Annotated in this window: 16 protein-coding genes and 1 tRNA gene; 6 read left to right on the plus strand and 11 right to left on the minus strand. The window is 43.0% G+C overall.

Annotation, left to right across the window (positions count from 1 at the left end; all coding sequences use genetic code 11):
• Positions 1-72: 72 nt before the first annotated feature.
• From RMX98_RS14585 to RMX98_RS14605, 5 genes are all read right to left on the minus strand, one after another.
• The gene (locus RMX98_RS14585) at positions 73-672 is read right to left on the minus strand and encodes an L-threonylcarbamoyladenylate synthase (protein WP_322681132.1); all 600 of its coding nucleotides are present in this window, start codon (positions 670-672) and stop codon (positions 73-75) included.
• 163 nt (positions 673-835) lie between these two features.
• Positions 836-1,720, minus strand: a complete 885-nt coding sequence (gene prmC / locus RMX98_RS14590; RefSeq protein WP_322681078.1) for a peptide chain release factor N(5)-glutamine methyltransferase — start codon at positions 1,718-1,720, stop codon at positions 836-838.
• Between the two features lie 25 nt (positions 1,721-1,745).
• Positions 1,746-2,564, minus strand: a complete 819-nt coding sequence (locus RMX98_RS14595) for a Tic22 family protein (protein WP_322681079.1) — start codon at positions 2,562-2,564, stop codon at positions 1,746-1,748.
• Between the two features lie 735 nt (positions 2,565-3,299).
• Positions 3,300-3,373 (minus strand) — tRNA-Pro (locus tag RMX98_RS14600).
• A gap of 306 nt (positions 3,374-3,679) precedes the next feature.
• On the minus strand, positions 3,680-4,231 hold the full coding sequence (locus tag RMX98_RS14605; RefSeq protein ID WP_322681080.1) for a GNAT family N-acetyltransferase: 552 nt from the start codon (positions 4,229-4,231) through the stop codon (positions 3,680-3,682).
• A 338-nt stretch (positions 4,232-4,569) separates the two neighbouring features.
• Here RMX98_RS14605 and RMX98_RS14610 point away from each other — a divergent pair, with 338 nt between their 5' ends.
• Positions 4,570-5,445: a hypothetical protein gene (locus RMX98_RS14610; RefSeq protein WP_409881145.1), complete on the plus strand. Its 876-nt coding sequence runs from the start codon at positions 4,570-4,572 to the stop codon at positions 5,443-5,445.
• Positions 5,446-5,592: 147 nt separating this feature from the next.
• On the plus strand, positions 5,593-6,504 hold the full coding sequence (locus RMX98_RS14615) for an alpha/beta hydrolase (RefSeq protein WP_322681081.1): 912 nt from the start codon (positions 5,593-5,595) through the stop codon (positions 6,502-6,504).
• A gap of 244 nt (positions 6,505-6,748) precedes the next feature.
• Here RMX98_RS14615 and tsaD read toward each other — a convergent pair whose 3' ends face one another.
• Positions 6,749-7,798 (minus strand): tRNA (adenosine(37)-N6)-threonylcarbamoyltransferase complex transferase subunit TsaD, encoded by a 1,050-nt coding sequence (tsaD, locus tag RMX98_RS14620; protein ID WP_322681082.1) that lies wholly within the window; start codon positions 7,796-7,798, stop codon positions 6,749-6,751.
• Between the two features lie 282 nt (positions 7,799-8,080).
• Here tsaD and RMX98_RS14625 point away from each other — a divergent pair, with 282 nt between their 5' ends.
• From RMX98_RS14625 to RMX98_RS14635, 3 genes are all read left to right on the plus strand, one after another.
• Positions 8,081-8,575 carry a Photosystem I reaction center subunit III gene (locus tag RMX98_RS14625; protein ID WP_322681083.1) on the plus strand — a complete coding sequence of 165 codons (495 nt, stop codon included), beginning with the start codon at positions 8,081-8,083 and terminating at the stop codon, positions 8,573-8,575.
• A gap of 40 nt (positions 8,576-8,615) precedes the next feature.
• Positions 8,616-8,765 carry a photosystem I reaction center subunit IX gene (gene psaJ, locus RMX98_RS14630; protein ID WP_292853575.1) on the plus strand — a complete coding sequence of 50 codons (150 nt, stop codon included), beginning with the start codon at positions 8,616-8,618 and terminating at the stop codon, positions 8,763-8,765.
• 267 nt (positions 8,766-9,032) lie between these two features.
• Positions 9,033-9,554 carry a photosystem I reaction center protein subunit XI gene (locus tag RMX98_RS14635; RefSeq protein WP_322681084.1) on the plus strand — a complete coding sequence of 174 codons (522 nt, stop codon included), beginning with the start codon at positions 9,033-9,035 and terminating at the stop codon, positions 9,552-9,554.
• A 66-nt stretch (positions 9,555-9,620) separates the two neighbouring features.
• On the opposite strand, the gene gmk is transcribed toward RMX98_RS14635, so the two are convergent.
• From gmk to tyrS, 5 genes are all read right to left on the minus strand, one after another.
• Positions 9,621-10,217, minus strand: coding sequence for a guanylate kinase (gene gmk / locus RMX98_RS14640; protein ID WP_322681085.1), 597 nt, complete (start codon positions 10,215-10,217; stop codon positions 9,621-9,623).
• 275 nt (positions 10,218-10,492) lie between these two features.
• Positions 10,493-10,759: an extracellular matrix/biofilm regulator RemA gene (gene remA, locus RMX98_RS14645; protein ID WP_322681086.1), complete on the minus strand. Its 267-nt coding sequence runs from the start codon at positions 10,757-10,759 to the stop codon at positions 10,493-10,495.
• A 353-nt stretch (positions 10,760-11,112) separates the two neighbouring features.
• Positions 11,113-11,802, minus strand: coding sequence for a hypothetical protein (locus RMX98_RS14650; protein WP_322681133.1), 690 nt, complete (start codon positions 11,800-11,802; stop codon positions 11,113-11,115).
• Positions 11,803-11,828: 26 nt separating this feature from the next.
• Positions 11,829-12,560: an orotidine-5'-phosphate decarboxylase gene (gene pyrF, locus RMX98_RS14655; RefSeq protein ID WP_322681088.1), complete on the minus strand. Its 732-nt coding sequence runs from the start codon at positions 12,558-12,560 to the stop codon at positions 11,829-11,831.
• Between the two features lie 14 nt (positions 12,561-12,574).
• Positions 12,575-13,765, minus strand: a complete 1,191-nt coding sequence (gene tyrS, locus RMX98_RS14660) for a tyrosine--tRNA ligase (protein WP_322681134.1) — start codon at positions 13,763-13,765, stop codon at positions 12,575-12,577.
• A 173-nt stretch (positions 13,766-13,938) separates the two neighbouring features.
• On the opposite strand from tyrS, the gene RMX98_RS14665 reads away from it, so the two are divergent.
• Positions 13,939-15,864 carry a transglycosylase domain-containing protein gene (locus RMX98_RS14665; RefSeq protein WP_322681090.1) on the plus strand — a complete coding sequence of 642 codons (1,926 nt, stop codon included), beginning with the start codon at positions 13,939-13,941 and terminating at the stop codon, positions 15,862-15,864.
• The last annotated feature ends 55 nt before the right edge of the window (positions 15,865-15,919 follow it).

Consider the following 15,919-nt stretch of genomic DNA (forward strand, 5'->3'; position numbering starts at 1 on the left):
TGACCACAACAGCGCAAACTAAAGTTCCAGATTTCTCTGTTGTTAAAATCAGGAAGCCAACATTATAGCGACCTATATTTGGTTATCACTGGAAATATCTAACTTTATCGCACCTTGCCGCAAAATCTGCCAATTTATTCCTGTCCATTTCGCTACGGTGGAAGGTACACCCATCCCTGGTATTTCACCCTGGTATTCTAGAGTCAGAACCTTGGGAAACTGAGTCTCAATTTCTGCCATTGTTTGCAAAGGCGGCTGACCAGAAAAATTGGCGCTAGTGGTGGCAAGAGGGCCTGTTTCGGCCAAAATAGATTGAGCGATCGCACTGTTTGGTACTCGAATTCCAATTGTCGTTGGATCAATGGGATTCATAACTTTTGGGACGCTATCTGAAGCTGGTAAAACTAGCGTCAACCCTCCTGGCCAATATTTTTCTGCTAATTCTTGCCAAACTTTATACTCATTCTCACTACCTTTGACATACAGCCACAAATCTTCAGCACTAGCTGCCATCAAAATCAAAGGTTTATCCTGACTGCGTTGCTTTGCTGCAAAAATTAATCCAGCTTTTTCTGGTATGGCTGCAAGTGCAGGCACAGTATCGGTAGGAAAGCTCACTAAAACACCAGCGCGTGCGCCAGCTATTAGGTCTGCTAGGGAAACTTGCATTATGTATCTGTATTACTAAGTAAGCCAGCAAGAACAATTTAATATATATTTTGACTTAAGCTAAATCAACATTAGTTGCCACGAATTGCCGATGCAATTGATGATATTTAAGTGATTTTGCAATAGCTCAAACAGATGGAGATAGCCAAATGTAGTTAGAGTTTTTCTAACTTCTATAAGCTAGGGCGAAGCGTTCAATTCCAGCTAGATCAGCATGAATTTGAATATTGCAATAATTACCTTGATTTTGCAAAAGTTCTCGCACTGTATCTGCCTGTCCTGCCATCATCTCAATCAGCCACACGCCACCAGGTTGCAAATAACTAGGGGAGATTTCTACCAAATGGCGAATGCAATCTAAGCCATCAGCGCCACCATCCAAAGCTAGATGTGGTTCATGATTGACTACTTCTGGCTGCAAAGTAGGTAAGGTACTGGTGGGTATGTAGGGAGGATTCGACACCATACCACTAAACTGACCTTTGAGAAAGGACAGTGGCTCCCACCAAGAACCTTGATAAAATTTAATTCGGTCAGCAAAACCCAAATTACGGGCGTTGGTTTGAGCGATCGCCAGAGCTTCTAAACTGTAATCTACTGCATGAATTGTTGCTGGCAAGACATCTGCTAATCCGATGGCGATCGCTCCACTCCCAGTACCCAAATCCGCCCAATGTCCTGAAACATTGCTAGTAGATGCTAAAGCTAAATCGATTAAGCATTCTGTCTCTGGTCGGGGAATCAAAACCGCACTCGAAACAGCGATTTGAAAGTTACGCCAAGGTGTAACTCCCGCAATATACTGCACTGGTAAGCGGTCATTTAATCGCTTTTGCCACAGATGGTCTAACTCTTCTAGTGGCAATTGCAGCTGAACTTGCGGCCAGTTTTTAAAAGACTCCAAACGTAGTGCCAAGCGGTCTAACCCAGCGATCTCTAAAAGCAGCCAATCTACCTCCATTGCTGGCACATCAGTGGCGATCGCTGCTTTCAGAGCTGCATTTCGCCACTGCCAAAGTTGTAAACCAGAAACTATCAGATTCTCCCCCATACCTCAACCTTGGAGCGCATAACCGTTATTTTTTCGGAGCGGTCGTAGCAGCTGGCTTGGCACCTGATGATTGATTCGGGGCTAGCGATCGAATAAAACTGATCGACTCTCGTGATGGATACAAGACAATTTTATTGATGCTAGGATCGCTGCTGCTATTGAGAGCCTCCATAACACCGTATAAATCCACCACTTGAATTTCAGTGTTGTCTCCTTCCTTTGGCACGGCTTTTTTGAATTCGTCTAATAGAGCCAGTGCCTGCTCTTTCTCAAAAAAGAAAGGGATAGCGCGCTCATTGCCTTTAGCAATAGGAATAGTCAGATAGCTATTATCTTTCTTAAATTTGGGTACAAACAAGGGAACGCCATTGAATTGCTCTCCTTTTTTACCATTTTGATTCAGCATACTTGTTGCTGAAGCTACCTGTGCTTGCGTCGGGACTAAAGTATAAATTACAGAGTCTGACTTCTTTTTGCTTTCTTGAACTATTTTATAGTAGTCTGCCAAGGACAAAGGTCTAACCTGTAGGGTGCTTGCCAACTGGGGGTTTTCTTTTTTGAGCCGATTGTCAAGGAATTTTTGAGCATCTTGCTTGCTAATAAAAAATCCCACTTGCGAGATTGGCTTGGATGCGTTGTTTCTCGAAAGAACTACGAATTCGCCTTTGGGATTGGTGAGCGTGAATACAGGTACTTCTTGGAGCTTTTTCACTACCTGATCTTGTGGCAAAGCCACTGCCTCTAGATTACCTATTCCTGGTAAATTTCCTATTCCTGAAAGCCCCGTTAAAAATACACTGCCAGCTATACCCAATGTTGCGCCCAAGCGAATAAATGATTTCATGACTGCTCCTCGCATCAATAGTCCAATTAAATTAAACAAGTGGTTGGATTTGCACAGCACCAACTAGCTTTAGTTATATAGCAATCTATTTGAGTTGTGAAAAATTCATTGTGCGCGTTGAGGTTAAGTGTTAAGCGTGAGGCAGCCCGGTCTTGTTGTTCCAACAAAGAGGAGCCAGCGTTGAAGACGGGTTTTCCGTCGCAGGTGACTGGCGTTGGACTGCCGTTAGCGCAAGCGGTAGCGACGCAGGAGCGTCACCCGCAGGGTCAACGGTCAAAATCCAATATTCCCCAACTATTTAGGGTTGCTATACTATCGTTTTCACAAGTTGGCTGTGTTAACGTTGTGTTTTTCTGAGTTTTGCTTCGCTATTCACTGCGAAATGCCGTAGATGCCTATTATATGTCTTTTCAAAGAGTGAAAAGCCTCTCCATCTCTCTGACCTTGGAGATGATAAATGCCATTCTATCGGCTTTTTCTAATATTGGGTGACGCTATTATTAAATCAATCGTTCCATGTACGATTGTTTTAATAATATATTTTCAAATCTCTACAAAGCTCAGTGTCAGAAATATCTTACTGCTTAAAGAGTAAATTTGTCTGTTAGACGTCAACAACTAACCCAACAGCAGAACAGCCAGATTAATCTTCTCCGTAAAAATATACAATTTAATTGCACATCCTAGCAAAAAAGCCTAGTCAATCTGCCTTAACTATTAACTACATTAATTAAATCGGGATGACAGGATTTGAACCTGCGGCATCCTGCTCCCAAAGCAGGCGCGCTACCAAGCTGCGCTACATCCCGGTTATATCTATCTACTTTTTTGGTTTGATTTTAATCTTCCCATTAAAGCGATCGCGCTTTTCACAAAAGCATTAATCTGATTATATCAGATATCACGACTTATGCCTAATATCTTTTATATTCTGCAAAGACGAGCTAGATTACATCCTTACACTACACTAATAAAGGTTTTTCTGCCGACTTAGTTTTACAAGAGATATACTTGCTCGTTCGTCGGCTAAACCTTGTCAAACCAAATCAAAATAATAGATTCGTACTACTATACCTGATTTTATTATGCTAATCGGGTTTTATTTGGATTGAGACCTAGTGAGGATACCAGAACATACCTTTGATACCTTCTGGATCAGCCATAAACCCCATAGTTCGGTAGAAATCCACAACATGGGGGTCGGCAAAGAGAGTGACATTACTAATTTCTTCACTCCTAAGTTTTTTGAGAACGTATTTCATCAGCGCCTTACCCAATCCTTGACTTTGAAAGTCTGGGTGAACCACTACATCCCAAATAGTGGCATTAAAGGCGTGATCTGAGGTAGCACGGGCAAAACCAATGAGCCGCTTTTGGTTTCCTCTCACCTGCCACATTGAGGCGACGAGAAAACTATGCTCAATAGCTTTTTTCACTTTTCTTAGAGGACGACGTGACCAACCAACTGCATCACAGAGTTCTTCTAGCTCATATAGGTCAATATCTCGTTCCGTACTGAAGACGATCCGAGCTTCCTTTGAAGAAGCTTCGCTAATGCCACTGGGGCTGGAGTTGCCCGCAGTTCCTGCTGTATGCTCTTCAAAGGGGTTTGTCCTAGTTGTCGCTACAGATTCAGGAGTACTAAACCAAGTTTTCCAAAAACCCATGCCAACGTGGTTCGGGTAGTATAACTGAATTGGTTTCCACTCTCAGGAGTGTTGATTCACATTTAACATAGCTACTGCCATTTACTACCCCTGACACTCAAAGTTTTTCGGTTGTTTTCGGGATTTTTAATGGTAACAGCTAGTTAAAGGGTGTTTCACACCAATCATTTTCAACTTTAGCATTTTGTTGTAAAGGGTAGGGGAAATTCACCAAAAGGGAAGGATATAACTAATTCAAAATTTAAAATTCAAAATGGAAAAACCTAATCCTGGCAATTAGTCGTATAGAGCTTAAATGCACGTTAGCTTAGGAGTGTATTGTATACAAAGGATTGGGTATGGGGCATTGGGCATTAGGCATGGGGGATTATTATTCTTTTTTTGCTCCTCTGCCTTCGCCTCCCCAGTCCCCAATCCCCAATCCCCAATCCCCAATCCCCAACACCAACACCCAGTCCCCAGGTGACGAAAGCAAGCGAGTCTTACCCTTAACAATGGCTTCTGGTTTAAAATCTTCAACACTGGAACTCCTAAAGCGCTTTAACCGAGCGTTTCCCCAGTTTTATGAGCAATTCGTCAGCAGTGAAATTCAGCTGCAAAATTTGCGGCTAGCATACCGTCTCTATAAAACTAGACGCGCTGTTATTGAACTGAAACCGGAAGGTAGCAAAAGTGCCCTGCATTTTGCTTACCGCAACCAATCTTTTCTCCTCAGCGATATTTTTGGTGTACTAGCAGCTTATGGGTTGACTATCCACGGTCTAAGTCTATACGGTCAAATCCGTCCACCAATGTTAGTTTTTATCAAACTGTTGGTGTCTCGTGGTAGTAAAGCCTTAACCGAGAAAACCGCAGAAAATGTCTGTCGTGCCATTCGTGAGGCTTTAGGAGGTCGGTTTGAGGTAGAAGAGATGCTCGCAGTAGAATTTAATCTTGATACTGGCTTAGAGCAAGTACAAACTGAGTTCTATGTCGATCCGGTCTTTCATCTCCCTGCCCTAGTGATTGAAGCCGATAATCAACCAGGATTATTCTACAAAGTAATGTACGCCATCTGGCAGGAAGACCTTCTGGTAGTCAATGCTAATTTACTGGTCTGGCGCGGACGTACACGGCTAATTCTCTACTTGTTGGGGCCGAATGAAAGCCTCATTCCTGAATATCTGGGTCACAAAATTGCTGAAGGAGTGCGACAGAGGTTGTTGGGGAAATGAAAAAAGTGAGGAGTTATGAGTTGTGAGTTAAAAATTAACAATTCTTCACTCCCCACTCCTGTACAGACGCGATTAATCGCGTCTGTACTTCCTAATTCTTCGCACTCCGTATTTAGTCGCACCCGCCCTTAAAGGTACGATATAAGTATGGCAACTATCGAAATCTTGGGCGTTCCACACGCATACGAGCTAACGGCTCCCACTTCCTGCCCTCACGCTTTAGTATTTATCCACGGTTGGCTCAATAGCCGTGGATATTGGCAACCTGTGATTTCCCGCCTATCAAATGATTTGCAGTGCCTGTCCTATGATTTGCGGGGTTTTGGGGAATCGCAATCCCAGCTAAAAACCGATTTTAGTCGTTCACAAACGTCTCTGAATCTTACACCCATTTCCAGTAGTGGGGTTGGTTCACCTTTCGATTCTCTTTATACTCCTGCTGCATACACTCAGGATTTAGCAGTTCTCCTGAAACAGCTAAATATTACCAGTGCTTGGCTAATTGGTCACTCATTAGGTGGGACGATCGCTCTTTGGGGAGCAGATCAAATACCTGAGTCTGTTAAGGGTGTGATCTGTATCAACGCTGGCGGTGGTATTTACCTCAAAGAAGCCTTTGAGCAGTTTCGCTCGGCGGGTCAGAAATTTTTGCAAATCCGTCCACGCTGGCTGTCCCAAGTGCCTTTGATTGATTTGCTGTTTACCAGAGCTAGTGTAGCTCGTCCTTTGGAGCGGTATTGGGCACGTCAACGGGTAATTGATTTCGTTGTGGCTGACCCAGAAGCAGCTCTGGGAACTCTGTTAGACTCTACAACGGAAGAAGAAATCAATCGTTTACCTGAGCTAGTATCCCAACTGAAGCAGCCAGTTTATTTTTTGGCTGGTGCAGAAGACAAGGTTATGGAACCCAAGTATGTGCGCCATTTAGCTAGCTTTCATCGACTGTTCCAATACTGTGGTGATAATGTTCTGGAAATTCCGAATTGCGGACACCTGGCTATGTTGGAACAGCCGGATGCAGTAGCTGACCATATCCGATCAATAGTCATTAGTCATTAGTCATTAGTCATTGGTCATTGGTCATTGGTCATTAGACCTCTTGTAAAAATATATTTTTGCACTCTTAGGGGAAAGGGTAAAGGTTAAAGGGAAAGGATTTTGAGTTTTTTTTACCCTTTTACCCTTCCCCTTTTCCCGGACTTTTGCAAGAAGTCTATTAGTCATTGGTCATTAGTCATTGGTCATTGGTGGTTACAACTAACAAATGACAAAGGACAAAGGACAAAGGACAAATGACTAATGACTACTTAATAGGTTGATACAACTTCATTACTTGGGTAAGCCCTAGCCTAGACTCAACGCCTAGCGTGAGAGGCGATATATGACCACGGGATAGATGGTCAGAGGCGGCACAGCCAATCATGGCAGCGTTATCGGTACAGAATTTTAGAGGTGGGAATAGGACGCGTAGGTTATGTTCAACGGCGGCGGCTTGGAGGTTTTTTCTCAAGCCGCTATTAGCTGCTACACCGCCACCAATAGCAATTGTGTCTAGACCATAGTCAAGGGCACAGGCGATCGCTCTTTTGGTTAGCGATCGCGCTACGGTATCCTGAAAGCTAGCTGCTACATCTGCCACTGGCACTTGTCCATCATCTTTCTCTAACTGCTGTACTAAACGTAATACAGCCGTTTTTAATCCACTAAAACTCGCATCATAACGATGAAACCCCCCACCTGGTAGAGAAACTCTTCCTTCCGGTAAAGCAAAGGCTTGAGGATTCCCTTGTTGTGCCAACTTGTCAATTACTGGCCCACCCGGATAACCCAGCTTTAATAATCGCGCCACTTTATCAAAGGCTTCACCTGCTGCATCATCACGAGTTTGTCCCAGCGTTTCGTAGTTACCACAATCTTTGACATAAATCAAGCTTGTATGTCCGCCTGAAACCAGTAAGCTAAGGAAAGGGGGATTTAATGTTGATTCGCTCAAGTAAGTTGCGTAAATGTGACCTTCAAGGTGATGAACTCCCAAAAATGGCTTGTTGTGTACCATTGCTAGGGTTTTGGCAGCAGTTAATCCAACTAATAGCGCTCCTACAAGTCCAGGGGCACAAGTAGCAGCAATTGCGTCAATTTTTCCCCAGTCTAGTTGAGCTTGCTCTAAGGCTTGTGCGATCGCTTCATTGATTGTTTCCAAGTGCTGGCGAGACGCTACTTCTGGCACTACCCCACCGTATTGCTGATGGATTGGAATTTGCGAGGCTACAATACTGCTGCAAACATTACGATTGTTAACAATTGCGACGGCAGTTTCATCACAGCTGGTTTCTATTGCTAAAACGGTTGCCATTGAGAGTAAGAAGTGATGGGTGCTGAGTCTAAAGTCCTGAGTAATAAAGAGAAAATCTTGCTTCTTTACTACCCTACAACAACAATTCTTATACTTAGCACTTCTTTTTGGGCATTCAACATTCTATTTTGGTTGAGAAGCTTTAACTTTTATTTACTTAAACTTTACTCGGTTCCCACCCAAGAGTATGATGACTTCCTAGTTATGCAAATAAACAAACTGTACAAGCCGCTTCGTTTTGTACAAAGAAGTTTTTGTTTTGTAATAAAAGGAAACAACTCTATGCCACGATTGTTTGCTTTGATGTTAGCGATCTGTCTTTGGTTCAATTTTGCTCCCCCAGCACAAGCTTTAGGGGCTAATTTGACACCGTGTAAAGACAATCCCGCTTTTCAACAGCTAGCAGCTAATGCCCGTAATACCACTGCCGATCCCGAATCTGGGAGAAAACGGTTTGAGCGTTATTCTCAAGAACTGTGCGGCCCTGAAGGGTATCCCCACTTGATTGTTGATGGTCGTCTAAATCATGCTGGTGACTTTTTGATCCCCAGCATTCTATTTTTATATATTGCTGGTTGGATTGGTTGGGTAGGCCGTACCTATTTGCAAACAGTCAAAAAAGATCCGAACACTGAACAAAAAGAAATCCAAATCGATTTTGGTTTGGCACTACCCATAATAGCGTCAGGTTTTACTTGGCCAGTAGCGGCTCTCCAAGAGTTTCTCTCTGGAAAATTAACAGCCAAGGATACAGAAATCCCCATTTCTCCACGCTAAATCAGCTCTAACTAATTCATTTGTTTTGGAGGCTAAATTCATGGCAGACAAAGGCGACCAATCTTCTTATTTGGTTAAGTTTATTTCCACAGCGCCAGTGGCAGCAACTATATGGCTGTTTATCACAGCAGGTATCTTGATTGAATTCAACCGCTTTTTCCCCGACCTACTTTTCCACCCGCTACCATAAGTGTCAAATGCGATTTAAGACAGTTAAATGTGTTATGTTTTGCATAATGTAGTTGATGTATTCAGCTTAGTTAGGCAGAATTATCACCAAAATAGGCAGCAAAAATAGTTTTTTGAAACTCGTGATTCTGTTTACAGATCGCGAGTTTCACGTTTTAAAAAAAGCTAAATTAATTTTTCTAAACTTCCTAGCAAAAAGACATCTTTAGCTACAATTATTATTAATATAAAAATGCCACCATTTTAATTTAGAGGCGAACATAAAAATATGGCGCAAGCAGTAGATGCATCGAAAAATCTCCCTAGCGATCCCAGAAATCGGGAAGTTGTTTTTCCCGCATTCGGCGATCCGCAGATTGGCAATCTAGAAACCCCGGTTAATTCTTCTCCCTTGAGCAAGTGGTTCATTAATAACTTACCTGCCTATCGCCCAGGTCTGGCTCCTGCTAGACGGGGTTTAGAAGTTGGTATGGCTCATGGTTACTGGCTATTTGGCCCCTTTGCCAAATTGGGCCCACTGCGGGACACAGATAGTGCTAATTTAGCTGGGTTACTAGCAGCCATTGGCCTGGTTGTAGTTCTTACCGGCGCTTTATCGCTGTATGCCAATAGCAATCCGCCCAAAGCGCTTCCTAGTGTTACCGTACCCAAGCCTCCAACAGATGCTTTTAACTCTAAAGAAAGCTGGAACAACTTTGCTAGTTCTTTCTTGATTGGTGGTATTGGTGGTGCAGTAGTTGCTTACTTTTTAACTAGTAATTTGGCACTAATTCAAGGTCTATTTGGTTAATTACTAGTAGTTAGGAGTTAGGAGTTAAAAGTTTAAATTCATAATTTCTAACTCTTAACTCCTAACTTATTTAAACAAAACTGCTTCAATATCATTTAAAGCAGTTTCAAAATCGTCATTAACGATTTGAATATCAAATTCATCTGCGGCTTGAATTTCTTCGTGAGCGCGGATTAGACGGCGGGCGATCGCTTCTTCCGAGTCTTGGGCACGAGAGCGTATCCGTCTTTCTAATTCATCAAAGGAAGGCGGTAAAATAAAAATGCTGAGGGCACTGGGGAAGGAAGCACGAATTTGTCTTGCTCCTTCTAGTTCAATTTCTAGCACCACCAACTTACCCGAATGAATTTGGTTAAGTACAGCTTCACGAGGTGTGCCGTAATAGTTACCAGCAAATTCTGCCCATTCTAAAAATTCACCTTCGGCAACTAGTTGTTCAAACTTACTGCGGCTGATAAAGTAATAACTTTTGCCATCGATTTCCCCTGGGCGAGGAGAACGAGTCGTCACGGATACAGAATAATAAAGTTCTGGATGACGCTCTAGGAGCGATCGCATTAAAGTGCCTTTACCGACCCCACTGGGGCCAGTTAAAACAATTAATCTGCCTAAATGTAAGCACTCTTCGGTAGTAGCACTACTCTGGATGGGTAAAACTGGCATCTCCCTTCAACCTGTGAATCAATCAATAGATATTATTCATTAGTCTTGTGTTCCTGTCCAAGTCCACTAGTAACTAAAGAATTTTTAGTAAAGGTAACAGAAAACTTGTCTAATTTATAGAGTACGCCGATACGGTGCAAATACTAAGTGGAATTGTTAATCCACTGTTAGTAGTTCACCAAAGCAACTTTGCTAGCTATCCAAATTGACAAAACGAAAAAACTTTTCCCTACTCCCCACCCTCACCCAGCAATTTTGGGTTGGTCGAGTCCTAGTCAATTATCTACAGTTTGGTGTTCGCGGGAAATTACAAAGCGATTCGCTACTGTTTCTGGCTGAATCGCTGACAGAATTACGTGGTTGGAATCAGTGATAATTACAGCTCTAGTCCGACGACCGTAAGTTGCATCAATCAGTTGATTTTTATCCCGTGCTTCGGTAATAATTCGTTTAATCGGGGCAGACTCTGGACTGACAATGGCAACTACTTTGTTGGCAGATACGATGTTACCAAAACCAATGTTGATTAACTGAATGTCCATAAAAAAAACTGACGCTAAATGCGGTTTGAGAAGCTTGAAATAAACTTATCCTCATGGTATCGCCAAAAAACAGGAGTTACAACGCTTAAATTCAAGCCAGTCTTTGTTTTTAAATAATGTCTGCTTTTTTTAGCTATTTATTAGCTATATTTCCTGAAAATATTCCCAAAGATATAGGTGCAATTCCACTGATACAAGCTAGTTGGATGATGTACATTTATTTGGTTTGAAATAAGTATCTGATTCAAAAATTGATGGAAGGTAAAATCGATTGGAACGCCCTCGTTCTCACGGCGCTAACTCAGTATAATGTCAGTGCAGATCGCAATGTCCACTACTAAACTGATATGAGTTCAACGAAGTTGAATTTTGTCTCCGACATTGACAGCACGCATCCGTCGTACACTTCCAGCTTGACAATCGCGTAACCAAGTTTTAACTCCTTGGGCAACAGTACCCTTACTACTATCGCGTGGCGGAGATACTGGCTGTTGTCCTGAATAAGAACCAATTTGAGAAAACATCATCACTAAACGCCAACCAATTTTAGTTTTAGTCAACAATAGCCAGTGGAATTCTTGCAATTCTACCGCTTTCTTTCCTATGTACTGCCGCTCTAAGGTAGTAAAAAAAACTTGCTCAACTCCTGATGCAGAATTTTTAGAAACGTCTGCACTATATTCTTCAAGGTTAAGGGGCAAAGGAGTAAACTCAGGTCTTCCTGCCACTAGCATGTAACTGTAAACATCACTGCTTCTTCTGAGGCGACGGGCGCGTTGACTAGCGCGATTAGTATAACTAGGCAAATCTTGCAGTAGTTGTATAGTTAATGTTTCTAAATTTTGCTCAGAACACAAAGACTTAACCCCACCGTTGACATTTTCTTTTTCTGCTAACGCAGAGGATTTAGGCGTGAGGTTTATCGAGAAGGCTGGGTAAGCAAGGCTATTTGATACTAAAACCCAGAACCCACAAGCTAAAAGCCAACTATAATTTTTCTTTTTGAGCGAAGAGGCAAGATTGTTCTCCCCTACACCCTGCATTCTGAGTTTTTCACTGACTCTTAGCTTCATGCCACCGTGGTTAACTCCTCAGAAATCCTCTTCCAGGCTAACTCAGGCTCAGTAGCAGTGGTGATGGGACGCCCAATTACTAGATAATTTGCGCCGGCAGTAATGGCTTGAAGTGGCGTGAGCGATCGCTTTTGATCGCCAATATCAGCCCAAGTTGGTCTAACTCCCGGACAAACAAGCAAAAAGTCATCTCCACAAGTTTGCCGCAACTGTGTTACTTCTTGGGGCGAACAAACTGCCCCATCCAATCCTGCGTCTTGAGCCAGCAGTGCCATTTCTAAAGCATATTCTGGCAATTCTAGGGGAATCTTTAAATCAAATGCCAACTGTCTAGCAGAAATACTTGTTAACAAAGTAATCGCAATTAACTTAGGTGGTTTGACACCTGCTTGGGCAGCCCCTTCTTGTGCTGCCTCTGTTGCAGCTTTCAGAGCATCTCTACCAGATGTAGCATGAATTGTCAGTAAATCCACTCCGTATCTAGCTGCACTCCGGCAAGCACCAGCAACGGTATTGGGAATATCATCAAACTTTAAATCCAAGAAAATGCGCTTTTGCCGAGACTTTAATACTTCCAGAATTTTTGGGCCAGTGCTAGTAAACAACTCTAAGCCTACTTTCCACCAGAGCACTTGTGGAAGTTGATCTAAAAGTGCGATCGCGCTTTGTTCATCCGGCACATCCAAAGGCACTATAATTCGTTGTTCTACCTGTTCCCGATTCCCCATTCCCTACTCCCCATTTAAGGCACTAAACGCACAAACTTATTTTTCCCAACTTGTAAAACTTTACCTTGTAATTCACTAGGAGCATCGAAAGTGGTATCAGCATCAGTGATGCGATCGCCATCTAAACGCACTCCACCCTCTTGAATTTTTCGCTTTCCTTCCCCTGTACTTTTGCACAAGCCAGTGACATTGAGAATATACGCTAACTTAGTAGGGAACTGCTGCACACTAGCTAGAGAGAATTCTGGAACTGCACCTTCCTTACCGCCGCTTTGGGCTGCTTCTTTCGCCTCTTGGGCTGCTTGTTCGCCGTGGTACTGCTTAACAACTTCCCATGCTAAAAGTGTCTGGCGATCGCGAGGATTTTCTGGCAGTTTATCCAAAGGTAAATCCGTCAACAGTTCAAAATACTGTGACAGCAGATGATCGGGAACTCCTTGTAACTTTTGGTACTTTTGTCCTGGGTGTTCTGACAATCCGATATAATTACCTAAAGACTTAGACATTTTTTGTACACCATCCGTGCCAATCAAAATTGGCAGTAACATTCCAAATTGGGGCTTTTGTCCAAAATGGCGCTGCAAATCTCTACCTACAGCAATGTTAAATTTTTGATCAGTACCACCTAATTCCACGTTTGCCTCAACTGCAACCGAATCAAAACCTTGCATTAACGGGTACAGGAACTCATGGATAAAAATCGGATTCTCTTTTTTATAGCGATCGGCAAATCCTTCTTTAGCCAACATCTGCCCCACCGTCATGGTGGAGAGTAACTCCAAAATTTTCTCTAAGTTGAGCTTAGAGAGCCATTCGGAGTTGTAGCGCACCTCTAACCTTCCTGGTGTGTCAAAATCCAAGATAGGACGTACTTGATCGAGATAAGTCTGAGCATTTTGCGCGACATCTGCTTCTGTAAGCTGACGACGCACTTCAGATTTACCAGTGGGATCGCCAATACGCGCGGTAAAATCACCAATAATTAAAACTGCTGTATGACCTGCATCTTGAAATCCTCGCAGTTTTCGTACTGGTATGCTATGACCAAGATGAATATCAGTACCCGTAGGGTCAATTCCTAATTTGACCCTCAAAGGTTGGTTTGTAGTTAGTAAGAGCCTTTCTAGACTTTCGCTGTTAACATCAGGTGATTGTGGGAAAACTTCTACTACACCACGACGCAACCAAGCAAAATCTTGCGTCATCGGAATAGACTCATTATTAGCTATGTTTTGCACACTAGAAGTCAAGTTGGTTATAAACACTTGCAATTTATCCACTTTCTCATCTGCCAAACTACTATAATTGCAAAAAATTAACCGCCTTGCTTCACCCAATCAATTACAGTTAAATTTACAAGTGAGGAAGTGAAATAGCCGTGTCGTCGTCTAGGACTTTTGAAGATAAACAGCCACAGCGTCGGGCTTCATCAGGTTTTGAGTTTTTGAAAGGAGTCGGTCAGGTAACTGGCGGTACTCTCCTCTCAATCACCATGCTGGCAAGTTCCATTGTAGCCGGAGGACTAGTTGGTTTAGCCATCAGTTTCCGTAATTTGCCAGATGTGAGACAGCTACGTAACTTCTTTCCCTCAGAAACGACTTACATTTATGACGTTAAGGGCAAACTCTTAGCCAGTGTCCACGGGGAAGCCAACCGGGAAGTCGTACCCCTAGATAGGATCTCCCCGAATTTAAAACGGGCAGTATTGGCAAGTGAAGATAGCCACTTTTACGATCACCACGGTATCAACCCCGTCGGCGTTGGGCGTGCTGTAGTAGTTAACGCAGCAGCAGGTGGAGTCAAAGAGGGTGGCTCTACCGTCACAATGCAATTGGTAAAAAACCTGTTTCTGTCTCGCAAGCGTGCTTTTACACGTAAGTTAGCAGAGGCGGTGCTAGCAATTCGGTTAGAGCAAATTCTCGATAAAAACCAAATATTAGAAATGTACCTCAATCAAGTTTATTGGGGTCATAACAATTATGGAGTACAAACAGCAGCACGTAGTTACTTTAATAAGTCAGCAGAATATTTAAGCTTGGGTGAGTCGGCAATGATGGCGGGGTTGATCCAAGCACCAGAAGAATTCAGCCCGTTTGTGAGCATGAAGCTGGCAAAACAGAAACAAAAAGAAGTGCTGGGACGGATGCTGGAATTGAACTGGATTAGCCAGTCAGAGTACGACAATGCCCTCAAGCAAGAAATCAAACTTGGTAAAATCAAATCTTTTCAAGGTAGTGCCCTCCCTTATGTAACCAATACCGTAGCGCAGGAATTGGCTAAGAAGTTTGGGCGTGAGACACTACTCAAAGGCGGGATGCGGGTGCAAACTACGGTTGATGCCAATTTCCAAATCATGGCAGAAGAAACTGTTACGAAGTGGCACAAAACACTTTTAGATCAGGGATTATCTAAGAATCAAATGGCCTTGGTAGCAGTTGATCCACGCACGCATTTTATCAAAGCATTGGTGGGCGGTATAGATCCTAAGACCAGTGAATTCAATCGTGCGACTCAATCTCAGCGCCAGCCCGGATCTTCTTTTAAACCGTTTGTATATTATACTGCTTTCGCTAGTGGTAAATATGCACCAGACTCAACGGTGGATGATTCTCCAGTTAGCTATCGAGATGGTAACGGTTGGTACTTTCCCAGAAATTATGATGGTAGTTTTAGGGGAGCGATGCCAATCCGTACAGCTTTAGCCCAATCGCGAAATATTCCCGTGATCAAGATTGGTAAGGCTGTGGGGATGAATAGAGTGATCGAAACCTGCCGTACCTTGGGAATTACGAGTCCAATGGAACCTGTGACTTCCTTGCCACTTGGGGCAATTGGTGTTACACCTTTGGAAATGGCTAGTGCTTATGCTACCTTTGCTAATTATGGCTGGCAATCTCCACCAACTGTAATTGCCCGTGTTACTGATAGTAGTGGTAACGTGTTGTTAGATAACACGCCTAAACCACAGCTAGTTCTCGACCCTTGGGCATCAGCAGCAATTATCGATGTGATGCGATCGGTAATCTCTGAAGGTACTGGTAAAGGTGCTGCTATCGGTCGCCCTGCCGCAGGGAAAACGGGAACAACATCATCAGAAAAAGATATTTGGTTTGTTGGTACTGTGCCACAGTTAACAACTGCTGTCTGGGTAGGCAGAGACGACAACAGACAATTAGCTGACCATGCCACAGGTGGCGTTATGGTCGCTCCGATTTGGAAAGATTTTATGGAGAAAGCACTTAAGAACGTACCAGTAGAAAACTTTAAGTCACCTTCCCAGTTTTCTCGCCCCAAGTCACAATAATTTGAGATTTGAGATTTTGGATTAATTGCCAATCCAAAATCCAAAATCCAAAATT

It is taken from the genome of Nostoc sp. DedQUE02, from assembly GCF_034531035.1.
Taxonomy (GTDB): Bacteria; Cyanobacteriota; Cyanobacteriia; order Cyanobacteriales; family Nostocaceae; genus Nostoc.

Coding starts and splice junctions, on each gene's coding strand:
- RMX98_RS14650 (WP_322681133.1), bottom strand. CDS start 11,802: ATGCAGGGTGTAGGGGAGAACAATCTTGCCTCTTCGCTCAAAAAGAAA.
- RMX98_RS14595 (WP_322681079.1), bottom strand. CDS start 2,564: ATGAAATCATTTATTCGCTTGGGCGCAACATTGGGTATAGCTGGCAGT.
- pyrF (WP_322681088.1), bottom strand. CDS start 12,560: ATGGGGAATCGGGAACAGGTAGAACAACGAATTATAGTGCCTTTGGAT.
- gmk (WP_322681085.1), bottom strand. CDS start 10,217: ATGCCAGTTTTACCCATCCAGAGTAGTGCTACTACCGAAGAGTGCTTA.
- tsaD (WP_322681082.1), bottom strand. CDS start 7,798: ATGGCAACCGTTTTAGCAATAGAAACCAGCTGTGATGAAACTGCCGTC.
- RMX98_RS14610 (WP_409881145.1), top strand. CDS start 4,570: ATGGGGCATTGGGCATTAGGCATGGGGGATTATTATTCTTTTTTTGCT.
- tyrS (WP_322681134.1), bottom strand. CDS start 13,765: ATGACGCAAGATTTTGCTTGGTTGCGTCGTGGTGTAGTAGAAGTTTTC.
- RMX98_RS14625 (WP_322681083.1), top strand. CDS start 8,081: ATGCCACGATTGTTTGCTTTGATGTTAGCGATCTGTCTTTGGTTCAAT.
- RMX98_RS14635 (WP_322681084.1), top strand. CDS start 9,033: ATGGCGCAAGCAGTAGATGCATCGAAAAATCTCCCTAGCGATCCCAGA.
- psaJ (WP_292853575.1), top strand. CDS start 8,616: ATGGCAGACAAAGGCGACCAATCTTCTTATTTGGTTAAGTTTATTTCC.
- prmC (WP_322681078.1), bottom strand. CDS start 1,720: ATGGGGGAGAATCTGATAGTTTCTGGTTTACAACTTTGGCAGTGGCGA.
- remA (WP_322681086.1), bottom strand. CDS start 10,759: ATGGACATTCAGTTAATCAACATTGGTTTTGGTAACATCGTATCTGCC.
- RMX98_RS14605 (WP_322681080.1), bottom strand. CDS start 4,231: ATGGGTTTTTGGAAAACTTGGTTTAGTACTCCTGAATCTGTAGCGACA.
- RMX98_RS14615 (WP_322681081.1), top strand. CDS start 5,593: ATGGCAACTATCGAAATCTTGGGCGTTCCACACGCATACGAGCTAACG.